Consider the following 18,896-nt stretch of genomic DNA (forward strand, 5'->3'; position numbering starts at 1 on the left):
CCCTTCTTATCACGTATTGCTTTATGAATGATATGACTGTTCTACGGTGAATTTCGTTCGGTCTCCCCGCGTAATAATTTGTGCATATTCCACCACTTCTTCATTTTTATCATAGGTAAGGGATTCTGATAAAAACGCAGGCGCTCCGACATTGGTTAATAAGTGGCCGCTGATCGTTTCATCCGTTAAAATCGGTTCGATCGATTCCGTTCCCTTGCTGATTTCAATATTGTATTTTGTCCTTAACAATTCAAACAGCGAGCCGGTGCATTCCTCCTGCGCCAGCCCCGGTGCCGCCTTCCAGGGAATATACGAGGTATGATACTGCAAAGGCTCCCCCTCGGCGTATCTGACTCTGACAAGCTTGTTGACAGGTTCATTCTCTTTCATTTTCAAAAGCTCGGCAATGGAGTGATCAGCGGGTATCACCACAAGCTCAAGCACTTTTGATTCGGAACGCAGGCCTCTCATTTGTTCTGCAAAGCTCGTAATCTTATGCGGAATCGGCGTTTGTATTTTTGCCGCCGATACAAACGTCCCTTTCCCCTGAATTCTCTTAATATATCCTTCAAGCTCTAGCTGCTGCAGTGCCAGTCTCACAGTTGTTCTGCTGACATCATATTGTTCGCAAAACTCACTCTCCGTCGGCAGCTGATCATTCGCCTGATATTTGCCCGACTTAATTAATTCAATGATTTTAAACTTGATAACAGAATATAAAGCTGTCATTTCATTCTCCCCATTCTGTATGCAATCCGTTCTTTTTCATTGAGACCATAATACCATTTGCCATCCCAATATGAAAGATTTGTATCCTTCCTTTATAACAAATTTTCAGAAATTAATATTGACAGTTTGATAACGGTGGTGCTAAATTCGTAATGACAAGTATCGAAAATTGGTCATAACAAATATGGTGCTTGTCTATCTCTTTGAGGGGGTGTCACATGAAGATTCTGATCGCTAATCACTACGATGAACTCTGTAAGTTAAGCGCTACCATTATTAAAGAGCAAATACAAGCTAAGAAAGATGCCGTTCTCGGCCTGGCAACCGGAAGCACGCCGGTCGGCTTGTACAAGCAGCTGATTTCAGACTATCAGGCAGGTGAAATTGATTTTTCAAAGGTTACTACATTTAATTTGGATGAGTACGCTGGTCTCTCTCCATTTCATCCTCAAAGCTATAACAAATTTATGCATGAGCATCTTTTTCAGCATATCAATATGCAGCCTGATCATATTCATATCCCGCAAGGAGACAATCCGCAGCTTGAGGCTCAATGCAAGGTATACGAAAATCTCATCCGCCAGGCGGGAGGCATTGATGTCCAGATTCTCGGCATCGGCGCCAATGGCCATATCGGTTTCAATGAACCGGGATCTGATTTTGAGGACCGGACACGTGTTGTGAAGCTCTCAGAAAGCACGATACAGGCAAATGCCAGATTCTTCGGCGGTGATCCGGTGCTGGTGCCGAGACTCGCGATTTCAATGGGCATTAAAACCATCATGGAATTCAGCAAACATATTGTGCTTTTAGCAAGCGGCGAGGAAAAAGCAGACGCCATTCAAAAGATGGCTGAAGGTCCTGTCACGACAGATGTACCGGCCTCCATTCTTCAAAAACACAATCATGTAACCGTTATCGTCGATAATAAAGCAGCTCAAAAATTAAAGAGTGCACCATACTCATAAAAACAATAAAAGGAGACTGTCATGTTTAAAAAGGCATTTCAAATTCTGCAGCAGCTTGGCCGCGCGTTGATGACTCCGGTTGCCGTCCTGCCGGCAGCGGGTCTTTTGCTCCGTTTCGGAGACAAGGACTTACTGAACATCCCTATTATAAAGGATGCGGGCGGTGTTGTATTCGATAATCTTCCGCTGATTTTCGCCGTTGGGGTCGCGATCGGATTAGCCGGCGGCGAAGGTGTAGCCGGACTTGCCGCTGTCATTGGATACTTAATTTTAACCGTTACCCTCGACAATATGGGAAAATTACTCGGCCTTCAGCCTCCGTATGAAGGAGCCGAGCACCTGATTGATATGGGAGTTTTCGGAGGAATCATCATCGGGCTTCTCGCCGCCTATTTATATAAGCGGTTTTCATCAATCGAGCTGCATCCGGTCCTTGGATTTTTCTCTGGAAAACGCTTTGTCCCGATTATTACGTCCGTCAGTTCATTAGTGATCGGTGTCATTTTCTCATTCGTTTGGCCGCTGATCCAAAATGGAATTAACGCAGCCAGCAGTTTAATTGCCGATTCAACAGTCGGCCTGTTCTTTTATGCAACGATCTATCGTTTGCTGATTCCTTTTGGCCTGCATCATATTTTTTATACGCCTTTCTATTTTATGATGGGAGAATACACAGACCCGTCAACAGGCAACACCGTAACCGGCGACCTGACAAGGTTTTTCGCGGGAGACCCGACAGCAGGGCGCTTTATGATGGGGGATTTCCCTTACATGATTTTCTGTCTGCCGGCAGTTGCTCTTGCCATTATCCATACCGCGCGTCCGGAAAGGAAAAAAATGATCTCTGGTGTGATGATTTCTGCGGCACTCACATCTATGCTGACCGGAATTACTGAGCCGGTTGAGTTTTCTTTCTTATTCGTTGCACCCGTGCTCTATTTGATTAACTCTATTCTTGCCGGCGTCATCTTTGTCGTTTGTGATTTATTCCATGTCCGCCACGGCTATACGTTCTCAGGCGGCGGAATTGACTACGTCTTGAACTACGGACTGTCTACAAACGGCTGGGTTGTCATTCCTGTCGGGATCGTGTTTGCTTTCATTTATTATTATTTGTTCCGATTTGCGATTCTGAAATGGAATTTGAAAACGCCCGGCCGTGAGACAGATGAAGACGGTCAGAATGAGGAGAAAGCTCCAGTCGCAAAAGACCAGCTTGCCTTTCACGTGCTGCAGGCCTTGGGCGGACAGCAAAACATCGCTAATCTGGATGCGTGTATCACAAGGCTTCGCGTGACCGTTCATCAGCCAAGCAAAGTCAGCAAAGATGAATTAAAACGGCTTGGCGCAGTAGGTGTGCTCGAAATCAACAACAACTTTCAGGCGATATTCGGAACAAAATCCGATGCCTTAAAAGACGACATCAAAACGATCATGGCCGGAGGCGTCCCTGACACCGCCGCCGCGCTGGACACGGAAACGGACAAGCAGCAAAATCCTGTTTCCGGCGAGGCCTTTATTTATCCGCTCAAAGGAGAAATAGTCTCTCTGGGGGACGTGCCCGATCAAGTCTTTTCAGAAAGAATGATGGGCGAGGGGTTCGCGATTAATCCAACAGAAGGAAAAGTCGTTGCACCTGCGGACGGCGAGATCGTCTCGATCTTTCCAACAAAACACGCCATCGGCTTTATGAGCGCCGGAGGCACCGAAATCCTGATTCATGTCGGCATTGATACCGTGAAATTGAATGGGGAAGGCTTTGAAGCACATGTCACGAGCGGACAAGCCGTCAAACAAGGTGAACTGCTTCTCACTTTTGATCTTGATTACATCAAGCAGCATGCCGCTTCAGCCGTAACACCGGTTATTTTTACAAATATCTCTGAAGGTAATATGAAGCACATTCAAATGAAGTAAAAAAGTCCCCCCTCCTGCGGGGGACTTTTTCGCCAACATAATGAAAGCGTTACCAAAATAAAATAACTTGAAAAAAGGGGTTTGCATTAGAATCACGAATGATATGAATATGCCTTCATTCTATCATTCTAAAGGGGGATTCATTTGAAAAAATTAATCGCGTTTCAAATTTTAATCGCTTTGGCTGCCGGAGCGGTGATCGGCCACTTTTTTCCTGATTTCGGGATGGCACTCAGGCCTGTCGGGGATGGATTTATCCGCTTGATTAAAATGATTGTTGTGCCGATTGTGTTTTCTACCATTGTCATCGGAGCCGCAGGAAGCGGAAGCATGAAAAAAATGGGCAGCCTCGGTATCAAGACAATCATTTGGTTCGAAGTGATTACCACGCTTGTATTGGCGCTCGGTCTTTTATTAGCAAATGTCTTAAAACCGGGTGTCGGGCTTAATCTCTCCCATTTGGCGAAAAAAGATATCAATGAACTGTCAGGCTACACTGAAAAAGTTGTTGATTTCAAACAAATGATCCTCGATATTATCCCTACAAACATTATTGATGTCATGGCCAGAAATGATTTGCTTGCCGTGATTTTCTTTGCGATTTTATTCGGTGTCGCCGCTGCCGGTATTGGCAAAGCCTCTGAACCCGTGATGAATTTCTTTGAATCCGCCGCACAAATTATGTTTAAACTCACGCAAATCGTCATGGTGACTGCTCCTATCGGCGTGTTAGCCCTGATGGCAGCTTCTGTAGGCCAATATGGCATTGAACTCCTCCTTCCTATGTTTAAGCTGGTTGGCACAGTATTCCTTGGCCTGTTCCTAATCCTCTTTGTCCTCTTTCCGCTTGTCGGTCTCATCTTTCAGATTAAGTATTTCGAAGTATTGAAAATGATATGGGATCTGTTTTTAATTGCATTTTCCACCACCAGCACTGAAACCATTCTCCCTCAGCTGATGGATAGAATGGAGAAATACGGCTGTCCCAAACGAGTGGTATCATTCGTCATTCCCTCCGGCTTGTCATTGAACTGTGACGGCTCGAGCTTATATTTATCGATTTCTTGTATCTTTCTGGCGCAGGCCTTTCATGTAGACATGACATTGTCCCAGCAGCTCCTCATGATGCTTGTGCTTGTGATGACCAGTAAAGGCATTGCAGCTGTTCCCTCTGGCTCGCTTGTTGTGCTGCTGGCGACTGCCAATGCTGTAGGACTGCCGGCTGAAGGCGTTGCCATTATCGCGGGTGTTGACCGCGTCATGGACATGGCGCGAACAGGCGTGAACGTTCCGGGACATGCGATCGCCTGCATCGTGGTGTCAAAATGGGAAAAAGCCTTCCGCCAAAAAGAATGGGTTTCCGCAAACAGCCAAACCGAAAGCTTATAAAAAAAGAACACCTCATTCCGAGGTGTTCTTTCCATTATTCAACAGAAGCATGTTCTTCTGTTTCAATCGCTGCCAGTCTTGCATTTACTTCTTCTTCTGTCATATTATGCTCTTTCACATACAGGTTTCTTGGATTCGTGCGGCACTCGTGGCTGCAGCTGCGCATATATTTATACTCATTTTCCGGTGTGCATATCATTTTTTTATTGCAAGAAGGATTCGCGCAGTTCACATAACGCTCACACGGTTCTCCTGTAAAGTAGTCTTTTCCGACAATCACATGCTCGACACGGTTGACAGGCACGCTGATTCTTTCATCAAATACGTAGCACTGGCCGTCCCAAAGCTTGCCTTGCACCTCAGGATCTTTTCCGTATGTCACGATGCCGCCGTCAAGCTGGGCTACATCTTCAAAGCCTTGCTTCACCAGCCATCCTGAAAACTTTTCACAGCGTACGCCGCCTGTACAGTACGTTAAAATCTTTTTGCCTTCAAGCATATCTTTGTGTTCTTCGATCCATTCCGGTAATTCGCGGAAGGCTTCGATGTCAGGACGGACTGCACCTCTGAAATGGCCAAGGTCGTACTCGTAATCATTACGCGCGTCGATTACAATTGTGTTTGGGTCCTGCATCTTCTCATAAAATTCTGCTGGCTTCAAATGTTGACCTGTTGTTTCATTCGGATCGACATCATCTTCAAGACGAAGCGTGACAAGCTCTTTTTTATGGCGCACGAAGATTTTTTTGAAGGCATGGCCTTCTACTTCATCAATTTTAAATACCATGTCCGCAAAACGAGGATCAGCTTTCATTGTTTCCATATATTTTTCTGTCTGTTCAACCGTTCCTGATACCGTACCGTTAATTCCTTCAGAAGAAACAAGGATACGGCCTAACAAACCAAGCTCCTTACAAAAAGCCAGATGCTGCTCTCTAAACGCCTCTGGATCTTCAATCGGAACATATTTATAGTAAAGTAATACTCTGTATTGTTTTTCCATGTTTTAAACACCCTGTTCAATTATAGTTAGTTGCTATGCACACTCTTACTATATCATACAGGAAAATGCCGCAAAGATGAACAGATCCGCCCAGACTGATAAAAATATCCAAGCTCTTACAAACCTGCGTGGCACAAGGGTTTCTGAATGACGGATAGTATTTTCCATTAACTTACTAATAAATGTAGTTGTCTGAAAACTATCATTATCATTCCTCTTCAAAAGATAAATTTACCGGTTCATTTAAAAGCTCTCCCGGCATTTCAAGGTTTGTTGAAGGTACGCTCTTATCTACCTCTTCAAAAACAACATGATCCATCCACACCTGCCCCGGTCCAGCTAATTGAACGCCAAAGGATATCACTGCGCTATTTTCTGGAACATCTAAAACGATAGCATAATGATTCCAATTGGTTGTTCCGGTAATAGGTCTGTTGCTCATATTATCAAATTGGAGAACATCATCAGCGGCACTGTCAACCCTCATCCAAAGCGAGGCAAAATGCTGCACTCCTTTTGTTTTGATAAAACTTGATAGACGAAGCCTTTTTCCAAGATAGCGGCCTGCTTTGAATTGCTGCATCATCGTCGCAAATTCACCAATATCCTGAACCATTGTTGACTTTAAATACCCTGAAGCTTTTCCCTGATGTACATTTTCCCGGTCAATCCCCATTTCGAATTGGAACGGATGGCTCCCGCTCAATACCCAGCCCTTCATTTTTTTCTCCATGTAAGATTCCTCCTTTTTTGAAGTAAAGCGTTTCATAAATGTTCGGTATGCACCTGGCGGCATGTGATACATCTTTTTGAACGTCCTCGTAAATGCTTCTTGAGATTCAAACTGAAAATACAAAGCAATATCGATAATACGAAGATCTGTATAAAGCAAAGCCGCTGCCGCATTCGCAAGACGTCTTAAGCGAATATAAGAAGCAACCGACATACCGACTTCTTTTTGAAAAATCCGATGAAAATGGAATTTTGAAAAGCTTGAAACGTTTACAATATCCTCGTTTGATATTTGCTCATGTAAATGTGATTCAATCCAATTGATTGTTTTCTGGACAGCCTTTTCATAATACATTGCACGCTCCAATCTCCTTTCTGTTTTAGAATAATGGATCACTGATTATATGTTTTGATTATTTTTGCGATATGTAAAAATCCCCTGTTGTAGCACAGGGGACACTGGTCACTTGATAATGACTGACGGCGTGATATGCTCCAGCCAAATGACACCGTCATATTGTTCCTTCAGGATCATCTGCTCTTCCATGTTCCCCCAATAGAGCGCAGTCCGCGGGGTATACATCCACGAAGTGCCTTTCTTGTTTTTTGTGTGGAGAAAATCAACAAAGACAGCAGGATGGTCCGCAGCTTTTAGCAAAGCTTCAAGACTTCCAGACTGCGGCGGGCTTGTAACCGGCATAACCGTCTTATTATCGGAACTATTCAGACTCGCACCAGAGTAAGCATAAATGCCAATCGTATATGTTTGTTTCTTCAGTCGCTCCGGCAAATAATCACCCATGTTAGGGCCGTTTAGCTGTACCCAGTCCTTTATCATTTTCGTATTCTGTTTGCGAAGATGGTAATTGTGGCCCCAGACAATGATTTTCTTTTTCGGATAAAGGGTTTCGGCTACCCACTGAAATTGTTCAGCCATCATGCGGTCTCTCATAAAGAATGAAAAATCCTCAATATTCTTGGGATAATCCTCTAGTTTTTCTTTCATTTCTTCCAGCATATACGTTTCCATGACATCAATTCTCAGCTGAAGGGAATGCATAAACATTTCATAAGCTTTCGTCTCTTTCGGAAGGTTAGCTCTTAGCTCTGAGGCATGTGTTTCAGCGAATTTGATCAGCTCCTGATAGTTTTTCACAAGCTTTTCCTTCTTTTGCGAAAATTCATCAAACGTATTGCTGTCTGTCACTAATGTTGAAAAATCATTTTCTGATTGGGAAAGCAGCTCTGCTTTTTCCGGGTCCACCGCTTTTACCCATTGAGTCGCAGCATCATTGAATGAATTCTTCATGCTTTGAATATCAAAACCGGTAAGGATCAGCGGATCCCCTTTCTCTTTTTGCTCTTTCATATAATCAAACAGCTCAACGACATCTTCTGTGTGCCATACAGCATAAATGGAGTTTTTCATCGTGCTCTTAGGTGTGGATTGATCCATATTGAGGTAGGAGGCATTAGTATCGGTAAAGGCAGATTCAAAGGCCAACACATCATAACCCAGCTCTTCATGAAGGTATTTGATCATGCGGACCTTTGTGGCGTTGATTTCACCAGCGCCGTGTGTGGTTTCTCCTAACTGAACGATTCGTTTTCCTTTCAGCACTTTCTTCAGAAAGCGAAGGTCTTTGTTTGAAGCATCGGAAGCATCCAGCGGCTGTGCATGTCGTTCAATCCAGCGCTCCCAATGTTTTTCTTCAGAAGCAGCACGTGCCGAGACTGAAAAAGAAGAAAACGCCAGACAGACAATCAGCAGCGGCAGGGTCATTCTCACTATGATTCGTTTCAATTCTATCTCTCCTTTTCTATTAGGTTCTCTAGTCGTTACGAGATAGATATTGAAAAAGTTTCCTTTTTCCGCCAACAAAAAAAGCTTCTCTGTTGAAAGAAGCTTTAGCTGGATTCTCTTATCACCTGATGAAAGTAAAACCGATATGTATTTCGTAAAAATGTCTCAACCGGAAGCTGCACATCCGCTTGGTATTTGCTGATGATAAAGGGAAACCGCTCGATTCCTTTTTCGCGCAAATTGTTCGCTTGCTCTTCATCTATTGCCGTCTCTTGCAAAACCGCTTCAATGATCGGCCAGCACGCTTCCCGCACTTGCCTCAGGACGGTCTCATCTCCGGTGTTCTGATAATCTGTAATCCAGCTGATGATTTGTTTCTCCATGGGTCTCACCTTTCTTCAAAAAAGAGGCGCTGCGTCTATGCAAGCTCCTCTTTTAACTCTTCGTAACCTATCAGTTCTCCGACTTGAACTTCTTGGCCTTCTGTTAAATTGGCGGACGGCTGGAACGCGTCTTTTTCAAAAATCAAAATGACGGTTGATCCAAATGAAAAGTATCCCAGCTCCTCGCCGATCTCCAATTCAGCACGGGTATTTGTCTGCACGATAGAATTAATATTCATCGCCCCGACAGGAATCATCAGGATATTTCGGCTGCCGCCATTCAGTTCGTACACAAACCGATAATTTTTCGACAGCACATCTTTTCCGTATTTCAACCCTAATTGATTGACCGGATATGAGCGATTTCCGAGCTCGGCCAGCTTTTGATACTTGCAGCTGATCGGAGAATGGAAACGGTGATAATGACGCGGGCTTAGATACAGCACGACGAAGTATCCGCCGTTGTATTGATGGTCCGCGCTTTTACAGCCAGTCAGCTCAGCGAATGAGTAATCTTTCCCCTTCACCGTAAAGGTTTGATTCGGGTTGATGATTCCTACCGTCTGAACCACACCGTCAACAGGGCTGACCACCGCATGCGCCTCTTTTGAAACAGGGCGCCGCTCCAGATTAATTTGTCGAATGAACAATTCGGACAGCGATCCGTAATCAGCAGCCGTCCCGTCCACATCATCCCAATTCAGCCGAAAATGTTTTGAGAACAGCGGAATGACCGGTTTGCTGATTTTCGACTCGCAAAATCCTTTAATCAGATAGGATGACAGACGATGATTCGTCAGCTCTATCAATGATCGATACAGAATCTTTACAGCCGTATTAAACATGAATAATCCCTATTACCCTTCCGATTGTAATAAAAACAAAGCACCACAAAAAGGCGCCGATTGCCGCAAACGCAATATACGTTTTCAAATCCATTTTGCCGATCCCCGAAAAGTAGCATGTCACATGTCTGACGCCTGGAATAAAATAACCTAAAATAAGAGAATATGGACCGTATCTCTTCATCCATTTCTCCACTTTCATCATTCTTTTTTCTTTTAAGCCGACCCACTTGCCGTACTTATCGATAAACGGGCGTCCGGCTTTTCTGCCAATCATGTAGCTGATCAGCATACCTAACAAAGCCCCGACAAAACTGATCAATATCGAAAGCTCATAATTCAATACATCGGTATGCGTGAAATAGCCAACAACGGTCATCATCACTTCATCTGGAATCGGCAATCCTACAATCCCTAATACGAGCATCAAAAAAATAGCGAGATAACCGTAATCCGCTATGAGCTGCTGAACTAATTCCATCTCCCGGACTCCAGGTTTTCTGCCGCATGTTTTTTAAAATGAGGGAATTTTATTTTACTCACCATTAAATATGAAAGTCCGCAAGTGCCGATTGCCAGAAGGATCGGGTTATAGGTGAAGCTTAGAATAACAAGGCACATGCCCGCAAATGGAATCGGCATACCAATAAATGTCGGGAGTTTGCTTTGTTCAATGTTAAATTTAGAGAGACGAAGCATTCCGCAAATGCTGTACGTCAATGCGCATAAGATCCCTATAAATGGCAGGGTATACAACGCGACACTGTAAGCAAGCATAGAGGGAGCCACCCCAAACGTAACCAAGTCGGCAAACGAATCCAATTCTTTTCCCATATCAGAAACGGCATTCAGCTTACGTGCAGCCATACCGTCAAAGAAATCAAGGAACATGCCGGTAAAAATGAATAGCACTGCTGAATGAATGTTGTGATAGAGCAAGGAATGAATCGCCAGCAATCCGCAAATGAAGTTTCCTATCGTAATCATACAGGGGATGTAATTCACAGTGTAACCAAACCTCCAATTGTAAAACCATCTATATTATTCGACGATAGTAATCGAATAGCGTTTCAGGAAAAAATTTCTTCAATAAGCATGATAACATAAAATGCCCCCAAAAAAGCAGCATTCAAATTCTATTATTATACAACATTTGTTACCATTTGAAAAATGAATGCCAATCTTTTCATGTTTTTTACTCATTTATTCTCCGTCCAAAAAGGACAAAACGCGTTGATTGACGTACTCTGGCTGCTCCAGAGATAACAAGTGTCCGGCGTCCTTTACGATTTCAGCCTGAATTCCCGGCACCAGCACCGACGCCCGCTCATAAGCCATTTGCTGATGGTACATGACCTCGTGCTCACCGAACATCAGCAGTACCGGGACTTGTATTGATTTCAATTCCTGGTCTGTGAACACGTACGGAAAGCCATTTTCTGTCGGCTTCAGGCTCCTTTGTTCATCCTGCCACGCCGCGCCCTCCATAATTTGGCTTTGCAGTAAAGGATGCAGATCATATCTGTTATCTGTGATCCACTTGATATATGCTTCGGCTCCTCTTGCCCCTGTAAGCGCCGCAGCGTATTTATAGACATCCGGATGAAATGAAATAAACGCTTCAGCGGGACTCATAACAACCGCCCGCTCTACTCTTTCAGGCGCTTGAAGCAAAAAATTCACGATATGGGAGCCGCCAAGCGAAAGACCGGCCAGGTGTGCTGTCTCAAGTCCAAGAGAATCAAAGACATCTTTCATCCATTCTGCAAAATCAGCTCTTGTTTCCATCGCTGCTGATGGTATACTTTTACTTTTGTCTCCTATTATATCGACCGCATATGTACGAAATTGACTGCTCCACGCCGCAATATTCGGATACCACATCGCAGAGCTAAAAAGGCCCCCGTGAAGCAAAATGAGCGAAGGTGCGCCCTTTGGCCCACTTGCAATGATATGTGTTTTTCCAAAACGAGTAGAAACATAGAATGCTTCCGACTCAATCGGCCACAAAGAAAGGCTTTGATTATACGCCTTGTAAAAGCGAAGACCGCTTTCAACCGCGGCAAGCTGCATCGAATCTTGTGTCATCTTCTTCTTTTTCCTCCGGGTTTGATTGATATAAATGAAAGGATAGCGCCCTTTTGTCTCGTAAGAAAAAATACCTATTTCTTATTATCTCATATTATAAATTTCCAGTATATAGTTTGGCTTCCTGTGATCAATAAAAAAAAGGCAGTTTCCCTTAAAATCAGGGAAACTGCTATTCTTTAAAGACTAATGGAATGATTTGATCTTTTTTATCCTCTGTTAATGAAATTTGATGGGTTACTGATGTTTCACCCTTCGTCAACGCGACTGAATAATCGCCTTTTTTACCGGTATCCCATTTGATGTCTCCGTTTTTGTCTGTTTTACCGAGTATCTCGCCGATCTCTGTACTCGGCTCCTCATCTGACGCAGGCGCTTTGACAATCGTCACTTGAACTCCTTCGACCGGAAGCCCCTTAGCATCCTCCACATGAAGAGTGACAGGAATCGTCATTTCTTTTTGTGAAGAATGCGTCTGCGAACTGCATCCGCATAAAAACAAAATAGATATGAATATGGCTAGTTTGCTGTATTTATTGATTTGCCCAATATTGAATATTGTTGAATACATCGTTCGTCACCCTTGTTCCCAAGTTATATGACGATCCCCCGTTCGTGTGAATGGCAATAGCTGTCTGCCCTGTATCACTGTAGTTTCGATATACAGGCGAGCCGCTTTGGCAGCCGTACGTATCGGTTGTATAGGTCAGCTTATACGTTTCAGCAGAGCGAATCGGCTTTGTATCAGACCACATCGTGCCAAAGGTTTTGTCACACGGGAATCCTGTCACTGACGAGGAAAGGCCCACGGGACTGCTGCTGTTTGTAGTCCGGTAGCCGTACCAGCCAACCGTGTTTCCAGGAGAACCGTTTAATTTAATAGCTCCGTAATCATAATTGGTGTCTTTGCTTTCCGTCCATCCTTTGACTGAATAAAACATCGTGCCGGAATAAGTTCCGTATGGATATGACGAATCATTGCGTCCCGGCGCGGCGGTTATCGTTGAAGCCCATCCATGATCCTGGCTGTACACACAATGTCCAGCCGTGACGACTGTATTTGGATTGACTAAAAATCCGGTACATCCATAAGTGCTTGAAGTGTTGGGATACTTGATTGACAGCTGAACGGTTGCTCTATATGGAAAAGAAGTCGTGCTGGAGATTCTGGTGCGTTCATCAGTTCCGATAATGCTCGAAGGCTGTAAGGTTTGAATGTTTTTTTCCAGTTGCGTTGGACCGCCGTATAACGATTTGCTTGTTTTCCCAGTTCCCTCATAAGGTGCGGAAACCTGTTCTGCTTTTGACGTTTGGTTTTTCGTGGCATCAGCTTCTTTACCGGTATTCGATACAGAAGTTTGCGGATTCTCTGCTGCTTTTGCCAGTACACCGAAAGATACCGCTGCCGCCAAAGCCAAACACAAAACCGTTAAGTAAGCGAACCATTGTTTTCTGAATCTTGGAACTAATTTCATTTTGTCATCTCCCTCCTTTAGTGTCAACCACCCGTATTGATGGAAGACTTTTACATTATAATCAGGTTTCGGATTCTTATGATAAAACTTTTATGGAGAAAGAAAAAAAACAGGCCTTGTGCGATGACAAGGCCTGCTCAAACTCTATTTTATCGTTAGCTGATCCAATGCTTTCTTAGCGTTCTCTCTCGCCGTTTCGACTGTATCAGCAGCAGAAAGCGCAACTGCCATACGCCGTCCGGCTTTCGTTATTGGCTTTCCAAAGACGCGCACTTGTGTCTGTGGGACTGCCAGTGCGTGTTCCAGTCCTTCAACAGTGTAATCCGCTAATTCTTCTGGTGCTTTGAGGGGCCTGCTGGCGCCAGGAGAAAGCTGTGTGATTTCTGTAATCGGAAAGCCGAGAATCGCCCGGACATGCAGCGCGAATTCTGACAAATTTTGCGTCACCAGCGTGACAAGGCCTGTATCATGCGGACGGGGAGATACTTCACTGAAATATACCTTATCTTTCGCAAGGAACAGTTCAACACCAAACAAGCCGTATCCGCCAAGCTCATCCGTGATCGCTTTTGCAATATGCTTCGCTTCTTCTATTTGCTGCTCTGTCATATCATGCGGCTGCCACGATTCGATATAATCCCCGTCCTTTTGCACATGACCGATCGGCTCACAAAATGCCGTACCGTTAACCGCACGTACGGTTAAGAGTGTGATTTCTGATTCGAAAGGGATAAACTCCTCAACGATCACGCGGCCGTTTTTCACCCGTCCGCCTTCCATCGCCGTCTCCCAGCAGCTCTCTAAATCCGCTTCTGAGCGGCACACACTTTGGCCTTTTCCAGAAGAACTCATCAAGGGCTTAACGACACAAGGAAAACCGATCTGAGCTGCCGCTTGTATAAATTCATCATATGTATTCGCAAATTCATAGCCAGCCGTCGCAAGTCCGAGCGTTTCCGCCGCAAGCCGTCTGATGCCTTCCCGATCCATCGTCAGCTTGGCCGCACGGGCATTCGGGATGACGTGAAATCCTTCTTCTTCAAGCTTCAGCAATTCATCCGTCGCAATCGCCTCAACCTCAGGCACAATCAAATCCGGCTTTTCTTTCTCAATGATGGCTCTGATCTGCTCGGGGTCAAGCATATCAACGACATAGCTGTTATGCGCCACCTGCATCGCCGGAGCATGCTCGTAACTGTCAACCGCCACCGTCTGTACCCCAAGACGCTGGGCTTCAATCACTACCTCTTTACCTAACTCACCTGAACCTAACAATAAAACCTTCTTTGATTGATACATCTTTGCCCCTCCTATCTGTTCCAAACCATTATAACTGAAATATTTGAAAAATAAATTTTTATTAAAATAGAAAATATTATTATTTGATTCCTAAACGAAAGCAGCCAATAAAGGTTAGCTTTTTTAAACAGCAACATCATACAAGAAATCCCCCAAAACCATGCTACACTTAATCCAAGACCACCATACCGACAGGAGGCATCCCATGCAAAACGAAACCCGCACACTGCAGCTTGACCCACATCTTCATATAGAAGCCTACCGCTTCAAGGGGATTATGCAAAAGTTCCCGAACCACTTTCACGATTATTATGTGATTGGATTTATTGAAAAAGGGCAACGGTATCTGGCCTGTCAGGATCAAGAATATATCATCAATCCAGGTGATCTTCTCCTCTTTAACCCCCGTGACACGCATAGCTGTGAACAGATTGACGGCCGGACGCTTGATTATCGGTGTATCAATGTCATGCCAGATGTCATGGAGAAGGCGGTGAAAGAGATTACCGACGCCGGGCATCTCCCTTACTTCTCCCAGCATGTGTTATTCCGCCATGAGCTGACAGCCAGCCTGCAGGAATTGCATATTTTGATATCAGACGAAAAACAAGCTTTGCGTAAGGAGGAGCTGTTTCTTCATCTGCTGGAAGAGCTGATTCGCCACTATTCCGATGTTACGTTCCTTAATAGCGTTCCCGAACCATCCGACGAAGTCAAATTGGTTTGCGAATTTTTAGAAGAGCATTATGCCGAAAACGTCACGCTCAATGATTTGAGTGAATTAACAGGGTGGAGCAAGTATCATTTATTGCGTTCGTTTACAAAACAAAAAGGAATTACGCCTAATAGCTATATGGAAACAATCCGGATTAATCAAGCGAAAAAACTTCTTGAACAAGGGGTTAGACCAATTGATGCCGCATTTCAGACAGGGTTCAGTGATCAGAGCCATATGACGAAGTTTTTTAAACGGCAGGTGGGGCTGACACCGAAGCAATACATGAAGATTTTTGAAAAGGAGCTTCACAGATGAACATACAAAGAGAAACTTCCGGGCATATCGCAGCCATTGTGACCATTCTGATTTGGGGGACGACCTTTATTTCGACAAAGGTTCTGCTGGCTGACTTCTCTCCAATGGAAATATTATTTTATCGGTTTTTGATGGGCTTTATCGCTCTGATCCTCGTTCGTCCCAACATGATTCCGTTCAGAAATTGGCGGCAGGAGCTGTTGTTTGCCGGGGCTGGTTTATTTGGCGTAACCTTATACTTTTTATTAGAAAATATAGCTCTCACCTATACATACGCATCCAATGTCGGCATGATCGTGTCCATTATACCGATGATCACTGCGGTTTTGGCCCATTTTCTGCTCGAAGGCGAAAAACTGCGTCTCACTTTTTTCATTGGATTTGTCTCGGCACTGATCGGGCTTTTATTGATTACGTTTAACGGCAATGTGGTACTGCGTCTGAATCCGCTCGGAGACATCATGGCAGCCGGGGCCGCTCTCGTGTTTGGAGGCTACTCGATATTCATGAAAAAATTAAGCGCTTACGAATACCACATCATCGAGCTGACACAGAGAGTATTTTTGTACGGCTTATTGTTTATGGTGCCCGCCTTATTTTTGTTCGACTTCCATTTTGGCCTGAGCCGATTTTCATCTGCTTCGAATGCGCTTAACATGCTTTTCCTAGGCATTGGCGCTTCCGCCCTGTGCTTCGCCACTTGGAATTATTCAGTTGGCGTGCTCGGAGCCGTCAAATCCAGTGCGTATATTTACATGGTCCCGGTTATCACAATCGCCGCTTCCGTCCTGATTCTGCACGAAAACATGACATGGATCGCTCTTCTAGGAGGCGCACTTACACTTTCAGGCCTCTACATTTCAGAGCTGAAACCGAAAGCGAAGCTGATGGAGAACGGATCTAGAATGGATGCTTAACGGCATCCATTTTTTATTTTGTCCTACGTTTGCCACCTATAAATGAACGCAATCTAACAAAGGAGGAATCGAAATGGTTGATGAAATGGTCTTAATCACACAGCAATGGCTGAACGATACGTACAGCGGCAAACATGGGTATAACCCAGTTGAAGAAAGCGGGAAAACTGGGTGGGATACGATCTACGGCCTGACTCGGGCGCTTCAAATTGAATTGGGTATCTCAGAGCCAGCCGATAACTTCGGGCCGACAACACAGCGCTTATTTAAGCCTCTTAAACGCCAAGCTCCAGATTCAAAACCAAGCAACATGAATTTTATTTTACAAGGGGCTTTATGGTGTAAAGGCTTTAATCCCGGCGGTTTTACAGGCGTCTTTTACGAAAAAACAGAAAATGCGGTAAAAGAATTTCAAAAAGCTGCCGGACTGACAACACAGGATGGGATTGTCACCACGTTAATTATGAAAGCCTTATTAGACATGAGCGCTTTTAAGCTGGTGTCTGGGGGTGATTCAAGAATTCGCCAGATTCAACAAAACTTAAATCGAGACTACAATGACTATATCGGGTTAATGCCTTGTGACGGACTGTATGGCCGCGATACAAATAAAGCTCTTATTTATGCCCTGCAAAAAGAAGAAGGCATGAGCACAAGTGTTGCCAATGGATTTTTCGGAAATGGCACCACAAGTTTATGCCCTACTTTAACTCCCGGCGATTCAAGAACAGGGTTTGTCTTAATTGTTCAGTACGCCCTTTATTGTAACGGAAAATCGTTCGATCCTGGTGAGTTTGACGGCAAATATGGTGTTGGTGTTGTTTCAGTCGTTAAAGCATTTCAAGAGTTCATGTGTCTGCCGCAAACAGGTTATGCAGATATGCCAACCATTAAAGCTTTATTATCGAGCTCAGGAGACACAACTCGCGCCGCTTCTGCTTGTGACACTGCTGCAATTATAACCGCAGAAAAAGCTCAAACACTGCGGAATAACGGTTATAAAACGGTTGGCAGATATTTGACCGGAAATGTGCGGACAAGCAGCGGCCTCACATCAAAAGCCCTGACATCTAAAGAACTTGCAGTTATTTTTGATGCCGGGTTGAAGGTTTTCCCAATTTATCAAGACGGCGGCTATGAATCTTCTTATTTTGTCAAAGACCAAGGCACAAGAGATGCATATAGCGCCGCTTCTGCTGCTAGAAGATTAGGTTTTCCGTCAGGCACGACCATTTATTTTGCTGTCGATTTTGATGCATACGATTATGAAGTGACCGATAAAATCATTCCTTATTTCCAAGAGATTAAGTCAGCATTTACAAAGATGCAGACATTTTCAACCGCACCTAAGTATGAAATAGGGGTTTACGGACCAAGAAACATTTGTATCCGTACATCAGAAGCAGGACTGACAAAGTATAGCTTTGTGGCAAATATGTCAACAGGATTTAGCGGCAATCTCGGCTATCCGATGCCCAACAACTGGGCCTTTGATCAATTTTATGAAGGAACCATCGGAAGCGGCTCTGGAAGCATCGGGATTGATAAAGACGGGTTTTCAGGAAGAGACTCAGGTGCAAGCAATGTAAATCCGCCGTCTGATCCGGTATATGATGCAAGGCTGCGTACACTGACAGACATTTTATCTACCATTCCGGCTTTAGAAAATCTAACAAGTTTGGCAAACGCGATGTTTGAATTTGATACGACAGAAACCATTTTCACATCACCTGAGTTGGATATTATTCTATCAACTTCACTTCTGGCAACCATACCAAGTGAAGGTTCACCAAACACAATTACCATTACAAATGGTAAACCAGGTGCCTATATCACGGGTTTATTGGGCGACACTCAAACGTCTCTCACTGCGTCACAAATCGACTCTTATCAAAACCTTTTAAATAGTCTCAGCTTATCAGTACGCAACGGCTATTTGGAGGTTTATGTAAATCCAACAGCTGAATCTTTAAATATTCAAATTAAAATCTATACACCTGATATTCCAGTAGGTGACAATGTCACAACTGGACTAACGACTACGATTACGTTTAAAATAAAACAGAAGCACTTTACTTTACCAGATACTGAGGAAGTATACTCACCAGATTGGGAATCTACTCTCACTCATATTACATTTGGAGTGGCTGCTGTATTAGGAATTGCTGCCTTGCTAACGGCTATACCTGAAACCTTAGCAGTAGGTGGAGCTGTAGCTTTTATAAGTGCGTTTTTAGCTTTATTCCCTTCTGCAAATAAATAATATAGATCGGCACTACATGGGTCTATGGATCTTTATCATTCCTCATGTAGT

Annotated in this window: 18 protein-coding genes; 6 read left to right on the forward strand and 12 right to left on the reverse strand. The window is 44.1% G+C overall.

The window, feature by feature from the left end:
• Window positions 1-21: 21 nt before the first annotated feature.
• Window positions 22-729, reverse strand: coding sequence for a transcriptional regulator GamR (gene gamR, locus QA442_RS21185; RefSeq protein WP_014662621.1), 708 nt, complete (start codon window positions 727-729; stop codon window positions 22-24).
• 218 nt (window positions 730-947) lie between these two features.
• Here gamR and nagB point away from each other — a divergent pair, with 218 nt between their 5' ends.
• The 3 genes from nagB to gltP all read left to right on the forward strand — a co-directional run bounded on the left by nagB (window position 948) and on the right by gltP (window position 5,003).
• On the forward strand, window positions 948-1,697 hold the full coding sequence (gene nagB, locus QA442_RS21190; protein ID WP_095431176.1) for a glucosamine-6-phosphate deaminase: 750 nt from the start codon (window positions 948-950) through the stop codon (window positions 1,695-1,697).
• A 21-nt stretch (window positions 1,698-1,718) separates the two neighbouring features.
• A complete protein-coding gene (gene ptsG / locus QA442_RS21195; protein WP_095431175.1) occupies window positions 1,719-3,614 on the forward strand; it encodes a glucose-specific PTS transporter subunit IIBC in 1,896 nt (631 codons plus the stop codon).
• Window positions 3,615-3,758: 144 nt separating this feature from the next.
• The gene (gltP, locus tag QA442_RS21200) at window positions 3,759-5,003 is read left to right on the forward strand and encodes a glutamate-aspartate/proton symporter GltP (protein ID WP_069148882.1); all 1,245 of its coding nucleotides are present in this window, start codon (window positions 3,759-3,761) and stop codon (window positions 5,001-5,003) included.
• A 34-nt stretch (window positions 5,004-5,037) separates the two neighbouring features.
• Here the strand turns inward: gltP and trhO are convergent, their stop codons facing one another.
• The 11 genes from trhO to purT all read right to left on the reverse strand — a co-directional run bounded on the left by trhO (window position 5,038) and on the right by purT (window position 14,632).
• Entirely contained in the window at window positions 5,038-6,006 is a 969-nt protein-coding gene (gene trhO, locus QA442_RS21205) for an oxygen-dependent tRNA uridine(34) hydroxylase TrhO (RefSeq protein WP_014662617.1), read from the reverse strand.
• A gap of 208 nt (window positions 6,007-6,214) precedes the next feature.
• Window positions 6,215-7,093 carry a helix-turn-helix transcriptional regulator gene (locus QA442_RS21210; protein ID WP_095431174.1) on the reverse strand — a complete coding sequence of 293 codons (879 nt, stop codon included), beginning with the start codon at window positions 7,091-7,093 and terminating at the stop codon, window positions 6,215-6,217.
• 108 nt (window positions 7,094-7,201) lie between these two features.
• Window positions 7,202-8,542: an erythromycin esterase family protein gene (locus QA442_RS21215; RefSeq protein ID WP_095431173.1), complete on the reverse strand. Its 1,341-nt coding sequence runs from the start codon at window positions 8,540-8,542 to the stop codon at window positions 7,202-7,204.
• A 104-nt stretch (window positions 8,543-8,646) separates the two neighbouring features.
• Window positions 8,647-8,925, reverse strand: a complete 279-nt coding sequence (locus QA442_RS21220; RefSeq protein ID WP_095431172.1) for a hypothetical protein — start codon at window positions 8,923-8,925, stop codon at window positions 8,647-8,649.
• Between the two features lie 35 nt (window positions 8,926-8,960).
• A complete protein-coding gene (locus QA442_RS21225) occupies window positions 8,961-9,770 on the reverse strand; it encodes a phosphatidylserine decarboxylase (RefSeq protein WP_095431171.1) in 810 nt (269 codons plus the stop codon).
• Window positions 9,763-10,251, reverse strand: coding sequence for a DedA family protein (locus QA442_RS21230; RefSeq protein ID WP_095431170.1), 489 nt, complete (start codon window positions 10,249-10,251; stop codon window positions 9,763-9,765). Before QA442_RS21230 ends, QA442_RS21225 begins: the two co-directional genes overlap by 8 nt.
• Complete coding sequence (gene pssA / locus QA442_RS21235) at window positions 10,242-10,775, reverse strand: CDP-diacylglycerol--serine O-phosphatidyltransferase (RefSeq protein WP_014475661.1); 534 nt, start codon at window positions 10,773-10,775, stop codon at window positions 10,242-10,244. The genes QA442_RS21230 and pssA overlap by 10 nt, the downstream gene beginning before the upstream one ends.
• Window positions 10,776-10,973: 198 nt before the next feature.
• Entirely contained in the window at window positions 10,974-11,858 is an 885-nt protein-coding gene (cesB, locus tag QA442_RS21240; protein WP_095431169.1) for an enantioselective carboxylesterase CesB, read from the reverse strand.
• 172 nt (window positions 11,859-12,030) lie between these two features.
• Window positions 12,031-12,429, reverse strand: coding sequence for a YbfJ family protein (locus QA442_RS21245; RefSeq protein ID WP_095431168.1), 399 nt, complete (start codon window positions 12,427-12,429; stop codon window positions 12,031-12,033).
• A complete protein-coding gene (gene mpr, locus QA442_RS21250; protein WP_095431167.1) occupies window positions 12,392-13,333 on the reverse strand; it encodes an extracellular metalloprotease Mpr in 942 nt (313 codons plus the stop codon). Before mpr ends, QA442_RS21245 begins: the two co-directional genes overlap by 38 nt.
• A gap of 144 nt (window positions 13,334-13,477) precedes the next feature.
• Window positions 13,478-14,632 carry a phosphoribosylglycinamide formyltransferase 2 gene (purT, locus tag QA442_RS21255; protein WP_014662609.1) on the reverse strand — a complete coding sequence of 385 codons (1,155 nt, stop codon included), beginning with the start codon at window positions 14,630-14,632 and terminating at the stop codon, window positions 13,478-13,480.
• A 205-nt stretch (window positions 14,633-14,837) separates the two neighbouring features.
• Here purT and QA442_RS21260 point away from each other — a divergent pair, with 205 nt between their 5' ends.
• The 3 genes from QA442_RS21260 (at window position 14,838) to QA442_RS21270 (ending at window position 18,845) form a co-directional block, all read left to right on the forward strand.
• On the forward strand, window positions 14,838-15,665 hold the full coding sequence (locus QA442_RS21260) for an AraC family ligand binding domain-containing protein (protein ID WP_095431166.1): 828 nt from the start codon (window positions 14,838-14,840) through the stop codon (window positions 15,663-15,665).
• Complete coding sequence (locus QA442_RS21265; protein ID WP_071580977.1) at window positions 15,662-16,582, forward strand: DMT family transporter; 921 nt, start codon at window positions 15,662-15,664, stop codon at window positions 16,580-16,582. The genes QA442_RS21260 and QA442_RS21265 overlap by 4 nt, the downstream gene beginning before the upstream one ends.
• Before the next feature lie 73 nt (window positions 16,583-16,655).
• Complete coding sequence (locus tag QA442_RS21270) at window positions 16,656-18,845, forward strand: glycoside hydrolase domain-containing protein (protein ID WP_095431165.1); 2,190 nt, start codon at window positions 16,656-16,658, stop codon at window positions 18,843-18,845.
• The last annotated feature ends 51 nt before the right edge of the window (window positions 18,846-18,896 follow it).

The organism is Bacillus stercoris, from assembly GCF_029772985.1.
Lineage (GTDB): Bacteria > Bacillota > Bacilli > Bacillales > Bacillaceae > Bacillus > Bacillus stercoris.

Bases quoted from the DNA above. Each gene is read 5' to 3' on its own strand.
- gamR (WP_014662621.1), bottom strand. From the start codon at position 729: ATGACAGCTTTATATTCTGTTATCAAGTTTAAAATCATTGAATTAATT.
- nagB (WP_095431176.1), top strand. From the start codon at position 948: ATGAAGATTCTGATCGCTAATCACTACGATGAACTCTGTAAGTTAAGC.
- ptsG (WP_095431175.1), top strand. From the start codon at position 1,719: ATGTTTAAAAAGGCATTTCAAATTCTGCAGCAGCTTGGCCGCGCGTTG.
- trhO (WP_014662617.1), bottom strand. From the start codon at position 6,006: ATGGAAAAACAATACAGAGTATTACTTTACTATAAATATGTTCCGATT.
- QA442_RS21210 (WP_095431174.1), bottom strand. From the start codon at position 7,093: ATGTATTATGAAAAGGCTGTCCAGAAAACAATCAATTGGATTGAATCA.
- QA442_RS21220 (WP_095431172.1), bottom strand. From the start codon at position 8,925: ATGGAGAAACAAATCATCAGCTGGATTACAGATTATCAGAACACCGGA.
- QA442_RS21225 (WP_095431171.1), bottom strand. From the start codon at position 9,770: ATGTTTAATACGGCTGTAAAGATTCTGTATCGATCATTGATAGAGCTG.
- QA442_RS21230 (WP_095431170.1), bottom strand. From the start codon at position 10,251: ATGGAATTAGTTCAGCAGCTCATAGCGGATTACGGTTATCTCGCTATT.
- cesB (WP_095431169.1), bottom strand. From the start codon at position 11,858: ATGACACAAGATTCGATGCAGCTTGCCGCGGTTGAAAGCGGTCTTCGC.
- QA442_RS21245 (WP_095431168.1), bottom strand. From the start codon at position 12,429: ATGTATTCAACAATATTCAATATTGGGCAAATCAATAAATACAGCAAA.
- mpr (WP_095431167.1), bottom strand. From the start codon at position 13,333: ATGAAATTAGTTCCAAGATTCAGAAAACAATGGTTCGCTTACTTAACG.
- purT (WP_014662609.1), bottom strand. From the start codon at position 14,632: ATGTATCAATCAAAGAAGGTTTTATTGTTAGGTTCAGGTGAGTTAGGT.
- QA442_RS21260 (WP_095431166.1), top strand. From the start codon at position 14,838: ATGCAAAACGAAACCCGCACACTGCAGCTTGACCCACATCTTCATATA.
- QA442_RS21265 (WP_071580977.1), top strand. From the start codon at position 15,662: ATGAACATACAAAGAGAAACTTCCGGGCATATCGCAGCCATTGTGACC.
- QA442_RS21270 (WP_095431165.1), top strand. From the start codon at position 16,656: ATGGTTGATGAAATGGTCTTAATCACACAGCAATGGCTGAACGATACG.